The following is an 18635-nucleotide window of genomic DNA, read 5'->3' as shown; positions in this document are numbered from 1 at the left end:
TATGACTACCGCTTTTCTTATTAGTTCCTTAAAAACAGGATCTTTTTTGATCTTTCTTCAAGAAAATGAGTTTGCACCCTATATTCAATTACTTACATAAAAATGAAATCAAATAAAGCATCAATGACATAGAACATCTGGCGCGATACGGTTACAACCGGTTAAGCCACGTTCACTTTGGCAATGATCTGTTCAACCAAGTTCACTTCCAACGCCACTTCATCACAAGCATGCTGACGTGGGCATTGATCGCAGTCTTTAAGCACTTTCTCTGGCAACAACGACTTCGATGTCGGAATAAAGCTGTGCTTCATAAAGAACTCTGGTGTTCTTGTCAGTACAAAGACTTTCTTAATCGCCATTTGGCGGGCTTTATCCACTAAGTGTTGAACAATCGCCGTGCCTTGCCCTTGACCTTGCCAACCGGCTTCTACGCCTAATGAGCGAATTTCAGCCAAACCAGAATCATACACATAAAGCGATGCACAGCCCGTGACTTCACCATGGTGCTCTGCCACCGCAAACGAGCCAATATCACGCACCAACTCATTACGAGAGCGCGGCAGGTTTTCTCCCATGTTGGCCCAATAAGCGACCATGCCTTCCAATGCTTCAATGTCGGTAAGACGCGCAGAACGCACTTTCACCGCCGAAGTATCACGCTGAGCAAGACGTTGATCCGCTTGATCAACCGCATACGCCACTTGCTTAGGAGAAACGCCACCTAAGGCACTTCGTTTTTCCAAACAGGATTCGATGGTTAAGATATCGTACACATCCTCTTCAATCACATCAGAGAACGCTTTGAGCTCATCAAGTGAAAGCTCTTCTAACGCGCAGCCTTTTGAAATAGCCCCTACAACCGCCACCCCAACAATATGGTGCGCTTCACGGAATGGAATGTTTTTCGCGACTAAGTAATCCGCAAGCTCAGTTGAATTGGCATAACCTTGTTGCGCGGCTTCTAAAGTACGTTCGTTATTGACTTTAATGCCCTCAAAACACAACGCCGCCATTTCCATGCAATCGTTCCAAGTATCAAGCGCATCAAACAGCCCTTCCTTGTCTTCTTGCATGTCTTTGTTGTACGCCAATGGCAGTGCTTTCACTGTCATCATCATCGCTGCAAGAGAGCCATAAACACGGCCAGTTTTACCACGAATAAGTTCAAGCGCGTCTGGGTTTTTCTTTTGTGGCATGAGTGATGAACCCGACGTCACAGTATCGGCTAACTCGATGAAGTTGGATTCACCTGAGTTATAAAAAATCATGTCTTCTGCAAGACGAGAAAGGTGAAGCATGGAAATGGATGCAATCGACATCAGCTCCATCACGTGATCACGGTCAGAAACAGAATCGAGTGAGTTACGTGTTGCACGACGAAACCCTAGATTATGCGCCAGCTCTTCACGGTCCATCGGGTATGCAGTACCGGCCAGTGCGCCAGAGCCAAGTGGACAAGTATCGAGACGCTTAATAGCATCATTCAAACGAGAGTAATCACGCTCTAGCATTTCAACATACGCCAAACACCAGTGAGCAAAAGTCACCGGTTGCGCACGTTGCAAGTGCGTGTAACCAGGCAAAACCGTGCCTTGGTGTTCTCTTGCGACTTCAACCATTTTCGCTTGCAGGCGATCAAGGCCAATAAGCAGTTGTTGCCCTTGTTGGCGACACCACAATTTTAAGTCGGTAGCGACTTGGTCGTTACGAGAACGGCCAGTGTGTAATTTTTTACCTAGATCACCCACCTTGCCAATTAATTGCTGTTCCACCCAAGAGTGAATATCTTCTGCATCAGAGCGTAAAATCTGATTGGGATCTTCCATCACTTCAAGCTTGAGTTCATTCAGGGCCAGTTCAAGCTTTTGCTGCTCTTCTTCACTCAGCACATCAACAGATTGCAACGCTTTTGACCAAGCGATAGAGCCAACAATGTCTTGCTCAGCCAATCGGTAATCAAAGCGAAGTGAATCGTTAAAGTCTTTGAACCTAGTGTCTGCTGCTTGGGTAAATCTACCGCCCCATAATGCCATTGTGTCTCTCCTAAATGCTCAGTATCTACTGCTTGTGCAACGATGTTCTCTGATTAAATTCAGCTTCTCTTTTTGTATGATTCAAACTTACAGCAATTCAATATAAAAACAAGGTAAAAATGCAATTTTTTCACATAATTATTCACGAATGGTACATTTAAATTCGTCATGGCGATCTTACTCACTGACAAAAATTCATTAAACGTCTTTCGTAATAAAGTACCTACCCCAAAGTCCCCCCTAAATAAATGAAAAACCCACTTGCAAAAACAAGTGGGTTTTATTGGTTTTCATTCAGTAATGGTTGATTACTTTGATCTTTTCACTTCGTTCAGTGCTCTAATTCGGCTTGATAGAGAGTAAAGACGAATGAAGCCTTCAGCATGGCTTTGGTCGTACACTTCATCTTCACCAAACGTTGCAAACTCTTCACAATATAAGCTGTTCGCCGAACGTTTTTGAGTCACTGTTGCGTGCCCTTTGTAAAGCTTAACCACCACTTCACCATTCACGTCTTGAGCAAGCTCTTCAGTGGCTGCAAGAATTGATTTACACAGTGGTGTGAACCAACGACCATCGTAAACAAGGTGCGAAGCTTTCACGCCTAATTCTTCACGGAACTCAAAAGCCGCTTTATCTAATACCAGCTGTTCAACCGCACGTAGCGCTTCCATCATGATGGTGCCGCCCGGAGTTTCGTAACAACCACGAGACTTCATGCCAACGAGACGGTTCTCAACGATATCGATACGACCAACGCCGTGCTTTGCGCCTTTTTCATTGAGGTAAACCAGCGCGTTGTATGGCGTCATTTCTTCACCATCGACCGCAACCACTTCACCTTTGACCACTTTAAGCGTGACCGACTCAGATTCGTCGGGTGCTTTTTCTGGATCAACGGTCCAATCCCAGCAATCTTCGTTTGGCGCGTTCCATGTATCTTCTAACACGCCACCTTCTGTTGAGATGTGCCAAGCGTTGGCATCACGGGAATAGATTTTCGTAAGTGATGCTGTACAAGGGATATTACGCTCGGCAAGGTAATCCAGACATTCTTCACGGCTGACAAGGTCCCACTCACGCCAAGGCGCAATCACATGCAGGTCAGGGGCAAGCGCCGCAAATGCACCTTCAAAACGCACCTGGTCGTTACCTTTACCGGTACAACCGTGACACAACGCATCCGCACCCACTTTACGTGCCACTTCAACTTGCGCTTTAGCAATGATTGGACGTGCCATTGACGTGCCTAGTAGGTACTTACCTTCGTAGTATGCGCCTGTTTTTAGAGTCGGGTAGATGTAATCCGCAACCATCTCTTCTTTCAGGTCAGCGATGTAGCACTCTGAAGCGCCTGACGCTTTTGCTTTCGCTTCAATACCTTCCAGCTCTTGTGCGCCTTGACCTACATCCGCAACAAACGCAATCACTTCACAGTCATAGTTCTCTTTTAGCCACGGGATAATGACTGAGGTATCCAGACCGCCAGAATATGCGACAACGACTTTTTTAACTTGAACTTTGCTCATTTTTTCTCTCCAAATTCCTTGCTCTGCGCTTGGCGGTCAGTGCTAAGGCTTCCATTTAATAGTGTTAATTTTGTTGTTCTCACGCTTTTGCGTCAGGACGTATTGGTTGTGTTCTACTTTGGTACGAAAAGTGTTCCGATACACTCTCCGGCAAATAATTTGACCAGTTTCTCTGGGTATCTCCAGGTGGCAACTTGAATAGAGCGCCCTAAATCATTGGCCGCTTCTAGGGCCGCTTCTACTTTGACAATCATGCCATCAGTAATCACCTGGCCTTGAATCAGCGCCGATGCCTGTTCTTCAGTTAGGCTACCGATTAGGTGCCCTTTGCCATCTAATACACCACTCACATCAGAAAGCAGAACTAACTCAGCATCAAGCGCACCAGCAACGGCAACCGCAGCTTGGTCGGCATTCACATTCATTAATTGCCCTGCGGGTGTTAAGCCAATCGAGCTAATAATAGGAAGCGCTCCAGTATTTAGAATCGCTTGAAGTACCGCTGAATCTCCCGGTGACGCTTTACCTACTGCGCCTAATTCCGGATCAAGCTCTTCAACGTGACACAATCCACCGTCCGCTAGACTTAAACCCACCGCATTAAGGCCATCTTTAATCGCTTGCCCTTGAAGCAGTTTGTTGGCGGTTCCTGCTAATGCGCCGGCAATAACAGGGATTTGTTCGTAAGGCGTCACACGTAAACCGTTTTTCTTCACCGTTTCTAAATTCAGTTTACCCATAAGGTCATCCACTAAATACCCGCCACCGTGAACAATGACGATTTGTCGTCGAGCCTGCTGCTGATAAGTGTTGATAGCCGCGAATAACTGACTCAGAGTCTCGTTACTCTCCAGTGCTGCTCCGCCTAACTTAATCACCAATGGCATGGTTTTGTTGTCTGACAAGGTATTATCGGTCATGAATGTTCCTTACTGCTCTGTATTATCTAAATGGCGTATTTGTTTTTTCTTTTACATATTGCCGTCTATTGTGTCTTTTCATAGCCGCTTACTCTAACGCGGCGATATTTATGCAATTAAATCAGCGCGGTTAACTGGGAAAATCCGTAGTGGATATTCAAGCACTGCATAGCTTGGCTGGATGCCCCTTTCAGTAAGTTATCAATCGCTGACACCACGATGACGTGCTCACCTTGTACCTTCCACCCCAAGTCACAAAATGGGGTGTACTCTACGTTTTGAATTCTTGGCATCTGCTCATCCAGTAGGCGAACGGCGGGTTTACCGTCATACGCTTTAACAAACGCTTGTGTCACTTGTTCAGCAGTCACACCCGCCGACAACTTCATCGTGATAGTGGCGAGAATACCGCGTTTAAAATTGCCTAGGTGCGGGGTGAAAATGACATCACATCCTAAGTGGCTGGTGATCTCTGGCTGGTGGCGGTGCGCAAACACACCATAAGGCTGTAGGCTCACTTCGCAGAAGCTATTGACCATAGAAGCTTTACGTCCTGCCCCTGTGACACCACTGGTAGCATTGATCACAGGCCATTGATTCAGATCGAGAAGCTGTGATTCAACCAAAGGCTTGATGGCCAGTTGTGACGCGGTTGGGTAACAACCTGCAACGGCCACTAGCTGAGCCTCGGTAATGGCCTCTTCGTTCCATTCAGCTAAACCATAAGCTGCGTTATCCAACCAAGCGGCATGTTGATGCTCAAAGCCATAGTACTGCTGATAGAAGTCTTCACCTTTTACTCGAAACGCACCGGATAAATCGAAAACCTGGCAACCGTTCTCTAAAAAGATAGGCGCGAGGTCATGGCTCACTTCATGGGCGGTGGCTAAAAAAACCACATCGCAGTCAGTCGCCGCTTTTTTAACGTCCACTAACGGCTCAACAGGCATATCAACCAAACCGGCTAGCTTACCGTGCAGCTCTCCAATATTTTTACCTGCGTCAACACTATTGGCTGAGACGTACAAACCTGATAGCGTGAGCTGTGGATGTTTTTGCACCATGACAGCTAATTCGGCTCCGGTATAACCGCTCGCGCCAATAATCGTGGTTTTAAGTAACTCAGCGTGTGACATCTACAACTTCCAAATTCAAGGTTAATAATGGTTTCTTCATTGGTCGTGAATCGTGGCGATTAGGTTTCAATTTCATGGCTATTCATCAGAGTGGGCCCTTGGCTCAAAATGACTATTAATTTTAAAAAAATAGCTTTAATTGATTTTTTATTCACAATTAATGATTTAATATGTGTTTTACCTTCTTAAGGTATTTCTGTCAACAGTAGAAGTGAAGATAATATGCAATTACCTAGTTTTCTCGAGGTCTACGAAGGCCTAATTTCAACCTCATCCATCAGTTCAAGCGATCCTAGCTGGGATGAAGGCAACAGCCTGGTGATTGAAAAGCTCGCCACCTGGTTAAAAGACATCGGTTTTGAGGTCACCGTTACAGAAGTTGAGAAAGGAAAGCACAACCTGATCGCCAAGAAAGGCTCTGGTGAAGGCGGGCTACTTCTTGCGGGACACAGTGATACCGTACCATTTGATGAGGGTCGTTGGAGTTTTGACCCACACACACTAACTCAAGCAAACGATCGCTTTTACGGGCTCGGCACAGCGGATATGAAGGGCTTCTTTGCGTTTATTATTGAAGCCGTGAAGAAAGTCGATTGGAGCAAGCAAACCAAGCCACTGTATATATTAGCAACCTGTGATGAAGAAACGACCATGTTGGGCGCTCGTCATTTTACCGACAATGCGCCTTTTAAACCTGATTATTGCATTATCGGTGAGCCAACCAGCTTAGTTCCGGTCAGAGGCCATAAAGGTCACGTCGCTAACGCCGTGCGGATCACGGGTAAATCGGGCCACTCTTCCGATCCCGCGTTGGGTGTCAACGCCATCGAAATCATGCATGAGGTGTTGTTTGCCCTGATGCAACTGCGCGACAAACTGATCAAAGAGTATCACCACCCGGGCTTTGCGATTCCAAGCCCAACGCTAAATCTTGGTCATATTCATGGTGGAGACAGTGCAAACCGTATCTGTGGATGCTGTGAGCTGCATTATGATGTTCGCCCTTTACCAGGCATTAGCCTTGATGGGCTAGATAATATGTTACGAGCCTCACTGAAAGAAGTAGAAGCAAAATGGCCGGGGCGAATCGAAATAACGCCTCTGCATGAACCGATTCCCGGTTATGAATGCCAACATGACCATCCGTTTATTGCCGGTGTTGAAGACATTTGCGAAACCCCGTCAGAAACCGTTAACTACTGTACTGAAGCGCCTTTCCTACAGCAGCTCTGCCCAACTCTAGTATTAGGCCCTGGTTCTATCGAACAAGCGCACCAACCGGATGAATTTTTAGCCTTTGAGTTTATCGACCCCACCATCAATATTTTATCTAAAGCGATGTATAAATATTGCTTCTAGAGAGAGTGCAACGTCTGACTTCTCTATTCTTATTTAGAAGTCAGTCACTCAGATCTAACCATGAAAAACCAGTGACAAACAGCGTGCGAGTTATCGATCCACTCGCACGCGTTGCCATCACTTGGGGAGTCGTGACTCAATTCATCGGTATTCCATCAACAGTCTCTCGATTAAACCTTTAATTCTGTAATAAATTTTCAGTAATTTATCGAATAATACGCATTTAGCATCACTTACATCCACTTGCACAATAAATGCAAACTTATGCTGCAATATTTGACTCTTGGTAGCACTTTTCGCTAGATTGTGTACTTAACAAGGAACACCGGATGTAACTTTTTTACAAGGCAGGATGATAATGAACGAAAAATACGCTGCGCTCACAAGTAACGTAAGCATGCTAGGCCGTTTGCTTGGCAACACCATCAAGGATTCACATGGTGACGTTATTTTGGAGAAAGTTGAGACAATTCGTAAACTTTCTAAATCAGCAAGTGCAGGCAATCAATCCGACCGCGCCACTTTAATTGAAGAAATTAAAAGTTTACCCAACGAGCAACTCACGCCTGTTGCACGCGCATTCAACCAATTTCTCAACTTGACCAATATGGCAGAGCAGTACCATACGATTTCACGCCATTGTGAAGAGCACGTATGTGAACCTGACGCGATCAGCAGTTTGTTTTCGAAGCTAAGCCAAAATGGCATCAGTAAACTCGATACGGCTCAAGCCGTCCGTGACCTCAATATTGAATTGGTGTTAACCGCTCACCCTACTGAAATCACTCGTCGTACTATGATCAATAAGCTGGTCAAAACCAACGAGTGTTTATCTAAGCTTGAACTGACCGACCTTTCTCATAAAGAACGTCAAAAAACAGAACGACGTTTAGAGCAGTTGATCGCTCAAGGTTGGCACTCTGATGTGATTCGTAAGCAGCGCCCAACCCCGTTGGACGAAGCGAAATGGGGCTTTGCTGTTGTAGAGAACTCACTATGGGAAGGGGTTCCTGAATTCTTGCGCGAGCTTGATGACCGCCTAACAAGCTACCTAGGTGAAGGCTTACCTATTGACGCTCGCCCAGTGCATTTCTCATCTTGGATGGGTGGCGATCGCGATGGCAACCCATTTGTGACGCATACGATCACTCGTGAAGTGATGCTTCTTTCTCGCTGGAAAGCCGCCGACCTTTACTTGGGTGATGTGAACGAGCTTATCTCTGAGCTCTCGATGACGAAATGTAATGATGCTGTCCGTGATTTAGCCGGTGATGACCAACACGAACCGTATCGAGCTGTATTGAAAGGTCTTCGTTCGCTTCTAAACGAAACGCTGGACATTCTCGACGCGAAAGTTAATGGTCAGAAGCTGGCAGTCAAAGCACCATTGCAGCACATTGATCAACTATGGGCACCGCTTTATGCCTGTTATCAATCTCTGCATGAATGCGGCATGGGTGTCATAGCCGACGGTTCACTGCTTGATACTTTGCGCCGCATTAAGGCGTTTGGTGTCCACCTTGTCCGCTTGGACATCCGACAAGAAAGTACTCGTCATTCAGACGTGTTATCAGAACTGACTCGTTACCTAGGTATTGGTGATTACGACCAGTGGAGCGAGCAAGATAAGATTGCTTTCCTAACCAATGAACTCAGCTCTAAACGTCCGCTTCTCCCACGCGACTGGGAACCGTCTGCGCCAGTAAAAGAAGTCTTAGATACGTGTAAGATTGTTGCATCTCAACCACGCGAAGCGTTTGGCGCTTATGTCATCTCAATGGCACGCACGGCTTCAGATGTGCTGGCTGTTCATTTGCTTCTACAAGAATCAGGTTGTCCTTACCGCATGGACGTTTGTCCACTGTTTGAAACACTGGACGACTTGAACAATGCGGAATCGGTCATTAAGCAATTAATGGACATCGATCTGTACCGTGGCTTTATTCAGAATCATCAAATGGTCATGATCGGTTACTCCGACTCTGCGAAAGATGCCGGTGTAATGGCAGCAGGCTGGGCACAATACAGCGCAATGGATGCTCTGGTTAAAGTATGTGACGCTGAAGGCATTGAACTAACACTGTTCCACGGTCGTGGCGGTACGGTTGGCCGTGGTGGTGCTCCTGCCCATGCAGCTCTATTGTCTCAGCCACCAAAGAGCTTGAAAGGCGGCTTACGTGTTACAGAACAAGGGGAAATGATCCGCTTTAAGCTTGGTTTACCTGAAGTGGCTGTAAACAGCTTCAATATGTACGCCAGTGCGATTTTAGAAGCGAACCTACTTCCACCTCCGGAGCCAAAACAAGATTGGCGCGATCTCATGGACGTATTGTCGGAAGTCTCTTGTGAGTCTTACCGTAATATCGTTCAAGGGGAGCCTGACTTTGTACCGTATTTCCGACAAGCAACACCAGAGCTTGAACTCGGCATGTTGCCTCTCGGCTCTCGCCCAGCAAAACGCAATCCGAATGGTGGCGTGGAAAGCTTGCGTGCTATTCCATGGATCTTCTCATGGAGTCAAAACCGACTCGTATTACCGGCATGGTTAGGCGCCGGTGAAGCCATCCAGTACTCCGTTGATAAAGGTCACCAAGCTCTATTAGAAGAGATGTGTCGCGAATGGCCATTCTTCTCAACTCGTCTGGGTATGCTAGAGATGGTGTATTCAAAATGTAATATCGAGATTTCTCGTTACTACGACGAACGCCTTGCTGATCCATCGTTGTTGCCACTGGGTGATCGCCTACGTGAGCAACTGCAAAAAGACATCAAAGCCGTCTTGAATGTAGAGAACAACGAAAACTTAATGCAAAGTGACCCGTGGGGCCAAGAGTCTATTCGTCTTCGTAGTATCTACGTTGAACCACTCAACATGCTTCAAGCAGAATTACTTCACCGAACTCGCCAAATGGACACACCATCAGCAGAACTTGAAGAAGCTCTTATGGTGACCATTGCGGGTATCGCAGCGGGTATGCGAAATACAGGGTAATCGTTCGATTTCAATGCCTACTCCCGTGACTGTCCGAATAACGCGGAAAGTCACGGGGTAGGTGATACATTGATCTAAAAACCACGTCAAGCAGCACTGTTTTTGTGCTGTTTTTTTGTTTTTATTCTCTGGCTTTTTTGTTTTTATTCTCTATATAGGCATAAAACGATCAATTTTAACGATATAAAAACAACCAAAACTTAAAAAACAAAGAGTGATAATCTAAATAGACAGTCTTATTGAGTTATTTATCAGTTTTTATTGTGATTACGTCCATCTATTCCACTTTATGCTTATATTTAGATATAATACTGCCCCACTGCGATAACACACATATACTAATTATCTCGCAGGATCGACATCAGTTTAAATAGAACTAGGTGATAAACGGCTTATAAAGGTGACAGAACCAACACGATAAAGTTGGTGTTGTTTAAACATAGAAATAATAAGTGCTACGAAGCACAACCAATGTTTAAACATCGTTATTTTGAAGTTTATTGACCTATTTGGATTTAAGACATGTCACTACCACACGTAATCCTCACTGTACTTAGTACACGTAACGCAACTGGATACGATATCACTAAAGAGTTTTCCGCTAGCATCGGCTATTTTTGGAAAGCAAGCCACCAACAAGTGTATCGTGAACTCAATAAAATGGCTCAGAACGAGCTCGTTACCTGTGTTCTAGAACCTCAAGAAGGCAAACCTGATCGTAAAGTGTATTCCATCACCGATGCTGGCCGCAGCGCGTTAGGTGAATGGTTTGATCAACCGACAGCACACCCAACCGTTCGCGATGAGTTTTCTGCTAAATTAATGGCATGCGCTGTACAAGACTCAGGTCCGTATCGCATTCAACTTAGCGAGCTAATTAAAGAATCTTATAGCCTAGTGGCGCACTATCAAGAAATAGAGGCGGCCTACTACGCAACGCCAGCCACTCTCGATAAATCTCAACGACTAGAACGCCTCACCTTGCGCCGTAATCTATTACTTCGTCAAGCTTGGTTAGTTTGGGCGGAAGAAGTACTCGCAGAGCTTAATGAAATCAAATAAGCAGTAATGCGCACAAATAGACCTAAACTTGGGTTTATTTAAGGCTAGTCATAGAAAGCAAAAAGGACGATACCTAAGTATCGTCCTTTTTTATTCTGCTATTGCGTATGCGTATGCGTATGCGTATTTTGCTACCCTGACACTTTAACGGTCAATACGCTAAATACCATCACCACCAATAAAGCTTTGAGACTTGCCATTAAATTGTTGGTCCATATCCAGTGATGGTTTATCGGTTTTTGGTCGGCCGACTATTTTTGCCGGAACACCCGCCACTGTGGTATGAGCAGGAACCGCCTGTAAGACCACAGAACACGAACCAATTTTGGCCCCTTCGCCCACTTCAATATTACCCAAAATTTTAGCACCTGCGCCGATCATCACCCCTTCACGAATCTTAGGATGGCGATCACCACACTCTTTGCCCGTTCCGCCCAGCGTCACGTCTTGAAGTATGGAAACATCGTCTTCCACCACGGCGGTTTCACCAATCACAATACCTGTCGCATGATCCAGCATGATGCCACGACCAATTTGCGCCGCCGGGTGAATGTCCACTTGGCAAGCCACCGAGATTTGATTTTGCAAGTAAGTCGCCAGTGCGATGCGGCCTTGTTTCCATAGCCAGTTTGCAACGCGATAACCTTGCAAAGCATGGTAGCCTTTCAAATACAGGAGTGGCATAGAGTACATGGCAACCGCAGGATCTCGATTCACGGTGGCGCAGATATCACAAGCCGCTGCATGACCAATATCAGGATCGGCAGCAAAGGCTTGTTCAACCACTTCACGTACCGCCATTGCAGGCATGGATGGGGTTTTAAGTTTATTCGCGAGAATATAGCTTAACGCCGCCGCCAAGCTATCATGATTAATAATGGTGGCATGATAAAAACTCGCCAACATCGGCTCTTGCTCAGATTGCTCTCGAGCTTCGCGAATGATCGCCTGCCATACTTTCTTTTTTTCACAATGCTTCATCAATCAATCCCTATTCCCAAAGCACCCTCAGCGCCCTATTCACCAGAGCGCTGATCACAAGGTGTTTGTTACTTCCCTTCTGATTTTTTATCTCGAGCAAGCAAATCTTGCGCTGCGACACGTGTCTCTTTTCCTTGATACAGCACTTGGTAGATTTGATCAACAATCGGCATCTCAACACCCATTCGAGCGGCAAGCATCCACACTTCTTTGGTATTGCGATAGCCTTCAACGACTTGACCGATCTCTTTTTGGGCCTGCTCAACACCTTGACCTGAGCCTAGTGCCAGACCAAAGCGACGATTACGAGATTGGTTATCAGTACAAGTAAGCACTAAATCACCAAGCCCAGCCATTCCCATAAAGGTTTCTTTCTGAGCGCCAAGAGCCTCACCTAAACGTGTCATTTCAGCAAGACCACGAGTAATCAATGCTGTTCGGGCGTTAGCACCAAAGCCGATACCATCAGACATACCTGCGCCAATCGCAATCACATTTTTCACGGCACCACCCAGCTGCATGCCGGTAAAATCGCTGTTTGCGTAAACACGGAAAGTCTTGCTGCAGTGAATTTTCTCTTGAAGATCCGCCACAAACTGATCATCTGGCGAAGCCACAGAAATCGCCGTTGGCATACCCATCGCCAGTTCTTTAGCGAAAGTGGGCCCAGACAACACGGCCAGTGAACGCCCTTCCCCTAATACTTCATGAGCGACGTCTTTAAGCAAACGACCTGTTTCAGGCTCAAGCCCTTTTGTTGCCCAGCAAATCCTTGTGTCGTCACGTAGATGCGGTTTTAAGCTGCCTAATACAATACCGAACACATGGCTAGGCACCACAACCAATAAATCTCGGCTTGCTTGAACGGCTTTCTCAACGTCCGACTCAACGATCAAGGATTCTGGGAAATCAATACCAGGAAGAAACTCATGATTAGCACGATCCGCTTCCAATCGCGCCATGTGTTCAGGCTCGTGCCCCCAAATTACTACATTAGCGCCATTGCGAGCCAGAGAAATAGCCAATGAGGTACCGTAAGAACCGGCACCGATCACCGTCATGGTGATCTCTTTTCCGTAAGCATTATTCACATTTGAGTTAGTCATTCACTTTGCCTGATCACATTTTTATTAGGATTCATTTACTGTCATTCTAAACAAAAAATGCACATCGCATCATTCTATTTAGATGCTTTGTGCATTTTCTTTAATACGCTATCGATTCACTAGGCGTACCTTTCACCTCATCGCTGAAGTGAAAAACCGATTTACGCCTCTTTAGAAGCTTCGCCGTCTTTTGCTTGCTGCTGTAGGTAGTTCATGAACAATGCATCAAAGTTAACCGGTGCAAGGTTCAGTTGAGGGAACGTACCTTTAACCACTAAGCTAGAAATCGTTTCACGAGCGTATGGGAACAAGATGTTCGGGCAGAATGCACCTAAACAATGAGCCAGTTGACCCGCTTCCATGTTTCCAGCAGTGAAGATACCGCCTTGTTGAACTTCACATAGGAAAGCCGTTTCTTCTGCGTTCTTCACCGTCACAGTTAGACGTAGAACCACTTCGTAAGTGCCTTCACCAAGCTCACGGCTTTGCGTGTCTAGGTCAAGTTTCACATCTGGTTGCCACTCTTTTTGAAACATAACTGGAGAGTTAGGCGCTTCAAAAGAGATGTCTTTTAGAAAGATACGTTGAATAGCGAAATCTTGAGCTTGTTCTTGTGGTGCTGCTTCAGCCATGTGGGGATCCTTAAAATTTGGGTAATTCAATCTGTTTTCAGACTAACCGAGAGACGTCACCTTGCGCAAATAAATCCGCAGTTCCGTGGAAAGTGTCACATCTCTTTACGATAAGTGCTGCCATTTTAGGCAGCACACATTCAAGCTAGGCTTACTGTCGTCGCGAATGGGGCGACTGACTTCGTATTGCGCTCTGTTTCTTACTGAGCTCTATTTATCCGCGGACTATTACTTAGCGCGGACTGCTTTTTGTCACAAAGTACTTTTTGCCACGGACTATTTTTTACCGCGGACTAAAGGCAAATTAGCTTCATTCCAGCCTGACAAACCATTTTTCAGTAGCTTTACATTTTCAAAGCCTGCTTTTGCAAGTAGGTTCGCGCTTTCTACTGCGGTTTGACCTGTCTTACATACCACAATGATTGGGTTAGTTTTGTTCTTTTCAAGGCCGTTAAAGTTACCTGCTTTGATGTCAGACGGTAAAATGTGAACTGCGTCAGTAATGTGGCCTTTTTTGAACTCGTCTTTTGCACGAACATCGACCACGACACCGTCTTCACGATTCATAAGTAATGTCACTTCAGATGCAGTGACTTCTTTATAAGCTGCCGTAGCGGCTTTAACAAAGCTCATAATCAAAGCGACAAAAAGACCGACCCATACTAAAGATAGGATCATATTTTGTTGGAAAAAATCGATGTATTCTTGCATATCCTGCGCTCTTACTGTTTAGGGCTTAAAATTCAGTCAGGAGTATAGCGAGGAAGCGCCAAAGAGGCTAGTGAGTATAGGCTTCAATTGCAACTAGACGTGAAGTCCATCCGTTCTGCTCTATCTTTTCTGTTCTATCTTTTAACAACGGACCGAGGATATAGACTCCAGAAAGTGGATGACCACACTCCCATCACTTATCCGCGATCCATCTCTTTATCGCTCAAAAATCGACATTCACTAATCTAAGCCCTAGGAAATGGAAACGCGGTCACTTCATCGATGTGTTTGCATTGCAGCGCTAACATAATAAGGCGATCGATCCCAAGTGCGACCCCTGAACAAGCGGGGAAACCTGCCCTTAACGCGGCAACCAAATGGTGATCGATGGGTTGCTCTGGTAAACCCATGTCTAAGCGTTTGCGGTTATCGGACTCAAATCTAGCCAATTGCTCATCGGCGTCATCCAACTCATGGAATCCATTCGCCAGCTCAATCCCTTTAAAATACACTTCAAAGCGATCGGATACTCGTTTGTCTTGCGTGTTGATTTTTGACAGTGCCGCTTGTGATGCTGGAAAGTCATAAACGAAAACCGGTTCAGTTTGGCCTATCTCTTTTTCAACGCCAATGCTAAACAGAAGTTGCAGCAATGTATCTCTATCCTGCTCATCATCCGCTATATCGCTTAGCCCAAGCGTTCGAGCCGATTGTTTAAGCTTATCCATCGAATCTTCTAACGGGCATACGCCTAATACGTTCATAAAAGCGTGCTGGTAGGTCATTCGACTGGCGGACTCGCAACCCAAGGTTAGCTGGAGAAGTTCATCCATTTCATCCATCAACTGGTGATGATCAAACCCGACACGATACCACTCAAGCATGGTGAATTCTGGGTTATGGTAGCGGCCATTCTCTTCGTTCCGAAACGCCTTACTCATTTGGTAAATACACCCACTTCCCGCCGCCAATAAACGCTTCATATGAAATTCTGGACTGGTCATGAAATAGAGCGGGCAACCTTGCGCGTAGTCAGGGCCAATAAAGGTCGTTTGAAAAGTATGTAGATGAATATCAGTGACCGTAGCATGGCTCATTGCTGGCGTATCCACCTCCATCACTTGCCGCTGATAAAAAAACTCACGAATCTTAGCCAGTATGGCGGCGCGTTTTTTCAGCTGGTGAATGGAGGCACTGGGTTGCCAGGTTTGTCGTGTCATAAGAAGCTCTATTTAGCGAGTAACGGTTATGGCGCCATTCTACCTTTAAAACGCACGCTCTAGAATGCTCACTGGAACACTTTTGAGTAGCGACAGTCTTGTCTATTTATCCTCTTTTGCCCGTATCTTCATGACATTGATCACACAAAATGGAATAACTATGCTCTTGTTTGCATTTCCGACTAAAAAGCCTGACTGAATCAATTTATTCCTCATTCTGCTCTTCTAAACTGGTTGTGCCGCTAAAAAGGCGGTCTGGAATTGAAGGGATAAAAATCCACTTTTTATCCCTATTTTGATTTCTGAATATAAAGACTCTAGGGCAGCGGAATCAAGCCTACCTAGTATTCAATAATATCAATTACTCACTGGAGGATAACTGTGAAAATACTCACCACAGATATCGCAGTCATTGGCGCTGGTGGCGCTGGTCTTCGTACTGCTATTGCAGCTGCGGAAGCAAACCCTGAATTAGAAGTTGCACTCATTTCGAAAGTTTACCCTATGCGCTCCCACACGGTTGCAGCAGAAGGGGGTTCAGCAGCCGTCGTCAAGGAAGAAGACAGCCTAGATAATCACTTCAACGATACTGTTGGTGGTGGTGACTGGCTATGTGAGCAGGATGTCGTTGAGTACTTTGTTAAAAACGCAACCCGTGAAATGATCCAAATGGAGCAATGGGGTTGCCCATGGAGTCGAAAAGAAAACGGTGAAATCAACGTTCGTCGTTTTGGAGGCATGAAAGTCGAGCGCACTTGGTTTGCGGCGGATAAAACCGGTTTCCACATGCTGCACACCTTATTTCAAACCTCAATGAAGTACGAGCAAATCAAACGTTTTGATGAGTACTTTGTGGTTGATCTTCTCGTTGAAGATGGCGAAGTTCAAGGCCTTATTGCTATTCATATGGCTGAAGGTGAGCTGGTCACCATTAAAGCAAAATCGGTGGTACTGGCAACAGGTGGCGCTGGCCGTGTTTATCACTGTAATACTAACGGCGGCATTGTCACCGGTGACGGCATGGCAATGGCCTATCGTCATGGTGTTCCTTTGCGTGATATGGAGTTCGTTCAATACCACCCAACAGGCCTACCGGGCACTGGCATCTTGATGACCGAAGGTTGTCGTGGTGAAGGCGGTATTATCGTGAACAAAAACGGCTATCGTTATCTGCAAGATTACGGCATGGGCCCAGAAACACCCGTTGGCGAGCCGAAAAACAAATACATGGAACTCGGTCCTCGTGACAAGGTTTCTCAAGCGTTTTGGCATGAGCAGCAAAAAGGCAACACCATCAAACACCCACTCGGTGATGTGGTACACCTTGACCTTCGCCACCTAGGGGAAGAGTACCTGCAAGAGCGTCTGCCGTTTATCTGCGAACTATCAAAAGCGTACGTCAACGTTGATCCTGCTAAAGAGCCAATTCCAATTCGCCCAACGGTTCACTACACCATGGGTGGTATTGAAACGAACGGCAATTGTGAGACTCAAATAAAAGGTCTTTTTGCTGTCGGTGAGTGTGCCTCTGTGGGTCTACACGGAGCCAACCGTTTAGGTTCTAACTCGCTGGCTGAATTTGTCGTCTTTGGCCGCGTTGCTGGTGAGCATGCCGTGAAACGCGCGGAAGAGTTCAAAGGTTGGAACGAGGAGTCTATCGAGAAACAAGTTAAAGCAGTTGAAGATCGTATTGCGGGCATCTTAGCCCAAGAGGGCGATGAAAACTGGGCGGACATCCGTACTGAAATGGGTCACACCATGGAAGCGGGTTGTGGTATTTACCGTCAAGAAGACTTGATGCAAGCCACCATCGAGAAAATCACAGAGCTTAAAGCACGTTACAAGAAGATTGGCATTAAAGATAAAGGCAAAGTGTTCAACACTGATCTTCTTTACGCTATCGAGGTCGGTTACGGGTTAGAAGTCGCTGAAGCGATGGCTCACTCGGCTATTTTACGTAAAGAGTCTCGTGGTGCTCACCAGCGTTTAGATGATGGCTGTACAGAGCGTGATGATGAGAACTTCTTGAAGCATTCACTGGCTTACTACCAAGAAGATGCCGCACCAAAGATCGATTACCGCGATGTCAAAATCACGAAATCTCAACCGAAAGCGCGTCTATATGGCGAAGCTGCTGAAAAAGCAGCGGCACAGGAAGCTGCTCAAACGAAACAGACAGAGGAGCAAGAGTAATGCCAGCGAATCGAATTCAAAAAATTAATATTCTCCGCTATGACCCAGCCACTGATGCTGAACCTCATATGCAGGCGTTTGAAGTCCCTTTTGATGACACCATGTCTGTGCTTGATGCCATTGGCTACATCAAAGACAACCTAGACAAAGACTTGTCTTACCGTTGGTCTTGCCGAATGGCGATCTGTGGTTCATGTGGCATCATGGTTAATGGCGTACCCAAGCTAGCCTGTAAATGCTTCTTACGTGACTACCCTGATGGGGTAACGATTGAGCCTTTGGCAAACTTCCCAATCGAGAAAGATCTGATCGTTGATATGAGCTCGTTTATCGAACGTCTGGAAGCGATTAAGCCATACATTATTGGTAACGACCGTAAACCTGAAGATGGCACTAACATTCAAACCCCAGAGCAAATGGCGAAGTACAAGCAATTTGCAAGCTGCATCAACTGTGGTCTTTGTTACGCGGCGTGCCCTCAGTTTGGTCTCAACCCGGAGTTCATCGGTCCTGCGGCTCTGACCTTGGCTCATCGTTACAATCTTGATAGCCGTGACAATGGCAAGAGTGAGCGTATGGCTCTGATTAACGGTGACAATGGCGCTTGGGGCTGTACGTTTGTGGGCTACTGCTCTGATGTTTGTCCTAAGAATGTGGATCCGGCTGCTGCGGTAAACCAAGGCAAAATTGAATCTTCTATGGATTTTGTCATTGCAATGCTAAAGCCTGACGGTTCAAAACAGAGAGAGGAGGCATAA

At 46.0% G+C, this 18635-nt stretch carries 14 protein-coding genes; 5 read left to right on the top strand and 9 right to left on the bottom strand.

What is annotated here, in order from left to right; all coding sequences use genetic code 11:
- Positions 1-161 precede the first annotated feature (161 nt).
- The 4 genes from argH to argC form a co-directional block, all read right to left on the bottom strand.
- Positions 162-2036 (bottom strand): argininosuccinate lyase, encoded by a 1875-nt coding sequence (argH, locus tag QF117_RS06910; protein WP_282388344.1) that lies wholly within the window; start codon positions 2034-2036, stop codon positions 162-164.
- Positions 2037-2344: 308 nt separating this feature from the next.
- The gene (locus QF117_RS06905; protein WP_282388343.1) at positions 2345-3565 is read right to left on the bottom strand and encodes an argininosuccinate synthase; all 1221 of its coding nucleotides are present in this window, start codon (positions 3563-3565) and stop codon (positions 2345-2347) included.
- A 113-nt stretch (positions 3566-3678) separates the two neighbouring features.
- On the bottom strand, positions 3679-4485 hold the full coding sequence (argB, locus tag QF117_RS06900; protein WP_282388342.1) for an acetylglutamate kinase: 807 nt from the start codon (positions 4483-4485) through the stop codon (positions 3679-3681).
- A gap of 116 nt (positions 4486-4601) precedes the next feature.
- Positions 4602-5621, bottom strand: a complete 1020-nt coding sequence (argC, locus tag QF117_RS06895; RefSeq protein WP_282388341.1) for an N-acetyl-gamma-glutamyl-phosphate reductase — start codon at positions 5619-5621, stop codon at positions 4602-4604.
- Between the two features lie 222 nt (positions 5622-5843).
- Here argC and argE point away from each other — a divergent pair, with 222 nt between their 5' ends.
- The 3 genes from argE (at position 5844) to QF117_RS06880 (ending at position 11034) form a co-directional block, all read left to right on the top strand.
- Complete coding sequence (gene argE, locus QF117_RS06890) at positions 5844-6980, top strand: acetylornithine deacetylase (RefSeq protein ID WP_282388340.1); 1137 nt, start codon at positions 5844-5846, stop codon at positions 6978-6980.
- Positions 6981-7338: 358 nt separating this feature from the next.
- Positions 7339-9972 (top strand): phosphoenolpyruvate carboxylase, encoded by a 2634-nt coding sequence (gene ppc / locus QF117_RS06885; protein WP_017036782.1) that lies wholly within the window; start codon positions 7339-7341, stop codon positions 9970-9972.
- 522 nt (positions 9973-10494) lie between these two features.
- Positions 10495-11034 carry a PadR family transcriptional regulator gene (locus QF117_RS06880; RefSeq protein WP_017036783.1) on the top strand — a complete coding sequence of 180 codons (540 nt, stop codon included), beginning with the start codon at positions 10495-10497 and terminating at the stop codon, positions 11032-11034.
- 159 nt (positions 11035-11193) lie between these two features.
- Here QF117_RS06880 and cysE read toward each other — a convergent pair whose 3' ends face one another.
- The 5 genes from cysE to epmA all read right to left on the bottom strand — a co-directional run bounded on the left by cysE (position 11194) and on the right by epmA (position 15684).
- A complete protein-coding gene (cysE, locus tag QF117_RS06875) occupies positions 11194-12015 on the bottom strand; it encodes a serine O-acetyltransferase (protein ID WP_282388339.1) in 822 nt (273 codons plus the stop codon).
- A 68-nt stretch (positions 12016-12083) separates the two neighbouring features.
- Complete coding sequence (gene gpsA / locus QF117_RS06870; protein ID WP_282388338.1) at positions 12084-13121, bottom strand: NAD(P)H-dependent glycerol-3-phosphate dehydrogenase; 1038 nt, start codon at positions 13119-13121, stop codon at positions 12084-12086.
- 161 nt (positions 13122-13282) lie between these two features.
- Complete coding sequence (gene secB, locus QF117_RS06865) at positions 13283-13753, bottom strand: protein-export chaperone SecB (RefSeq protein WP_017036786.1); 471 nt, start codon at positions 13751-13753, stop codon at positions 13283-13285.
- Between the two features lie 276 nt (positions 13754-14029).
- On the bottom strand, positions 14030-14464 hold the full coding sequence (locus tag QF117_RS06860) for a rhodanese-like domain-containing protein (protein WP_282388337.1): 435 nt from the start codon (positions 14462-14464) through the stop codon (positions 14030-14032).
- A gap of 245 nt (positions 14465-14709) precedes the next feature.
- A complete protein-coding gene (gene epmA / locus QF117_RS06855; protein WP_282388336.1) occupies positions 14710-15684 on the bottom strand; it encodes an elongation factor P--(R)-beta-lysine ligase in 975 nt (324 codons plus the stop codon).
- A gap of 381 nt (positions 15685-16065) precedes the next feature.
- Here epmA and frdA point away from each other — a divergent pair, with 381 nt between their 5' ends.
- Positions 16066-17877, top strand: coding sequence for a fumarate reductase (quinol) flavoprotein subunit (gene frdA / locus QF117_RS06850; RefSeq protein ID WP_282388335.1), 1812 nt, complete (start codon positions 16066-16068; stop codon positions 17875-17877).
- Positions 17877-18635, top strand: coding sequence for a succinate dehydrogenase/fumarate reductase iron-sulfur subunit (locus QF117_RS06845; RefSeq protein WP_282388334.1), 759 nt, complete (start codon positions 17877-17879; stop codon positions 18633-18635). Before frdA ends, QF117_RS06845 begins: the two co-directional genes overlap by 1 nt.

The sequence above is a fragment of the Vibrio sp. YMD68 genome (assembly GCF_029958905.1).
GTDB lineage: Bacteria > Pseudomonadota > Gammaproteobacteria > Enterobacterales > Vibrionaceae > Vibrio.
The sequence above is the reverse complement of the archived record's forward strand: the minus strand, read 5'-3'. Positions and strand labels throughout refer to the sequence as shown.

Bases quoted from the DNA above. Each gene is read 5' to 3' on its own strand.
- argH (WP_282388344.1), bottom strand. From the start codon at position 2,036: ATGGCATTATGGGGCGGTAGATTTACCCAAGCAGCAGACACTAGGTTC.
- QF117_RS06905 (WP_282388343.1), bottom strand. From the start codon at position 3,565: ATGAGCAAAGTTCAAGTTAAAAAAGTCGTTGTCGCATATTCTGGCGGT.
- argB (WP_282388342.1), bottom strand. From the start codon at position 4,485: ATGACCGATAATACCTTGTCAGACAACAAAACCATGCCATTGGTGATT.
- argC (WP_282388341.1), bottom strand. From the start codon at position 5,621: ATGTCACACGCTGAGTTACTTAAAACCACGATTATTGGCGCGAGCGGT.
- argE (WP_282388340.1), top strand. From the start codon at position 5,844: ATGCAATTACCTAGTTTTCTCGAGGTCTACGAAGGCCTAATTTCAACC.
- ppc (WP_017036782.1), top strand. From the start codon at position 7,339: ATGAACGAAAAATACGCTGCGCTCACAAGTAACGTAAGCATGCTAGGC.
- QF117_RS06880 (WP_017036783.1), top strand. From the start codon at position 10,495: ATGTCACTACCACACGTAATCCTCACTGTACTTAGTACACGTAACGCA.
- cysE (WP_282388339.1), bottom strand. From the start codon at position 12,015: ATGAAGCATTGTGAAAAAAAGAAAGTATGGCAGGCGATCATTCGCGAA.
- gpsA (WP_282388338.1), bottom strand. From the start codon at position 13,121: ATGACTAACTCAAATGTGAATAATGCTTACGGAAAAGAGATCACCATG.
- secB (WP_017036786.1), bottom strand. From the start codon at position 13,753: ATGGCTGAAGCAGCACCACAAGAACAAGCTCAAGATTTCGCTATTCAA.
- QF117_RS06860 (WP_282388337.1), bottom strand. From the start codon at position 14,464: ATGCAAGAATACATCGATTTTTTCCAACAAAATATGATCCTATCTTTA.
- epmA (WP_282388336.1), bottom strand. From the start codon at position 15,684: ATGACACGACAAACCTGGCAACCCAGTGCCTCCATTCACCAGCTGAAA.
- QF117_RS06845 (WP_282388334.1), top strand. From the start codon at position 17,877: ATGCCAGCGAATCGAATTCAAAAAATTAATATTCTCCGCTATGACCCA.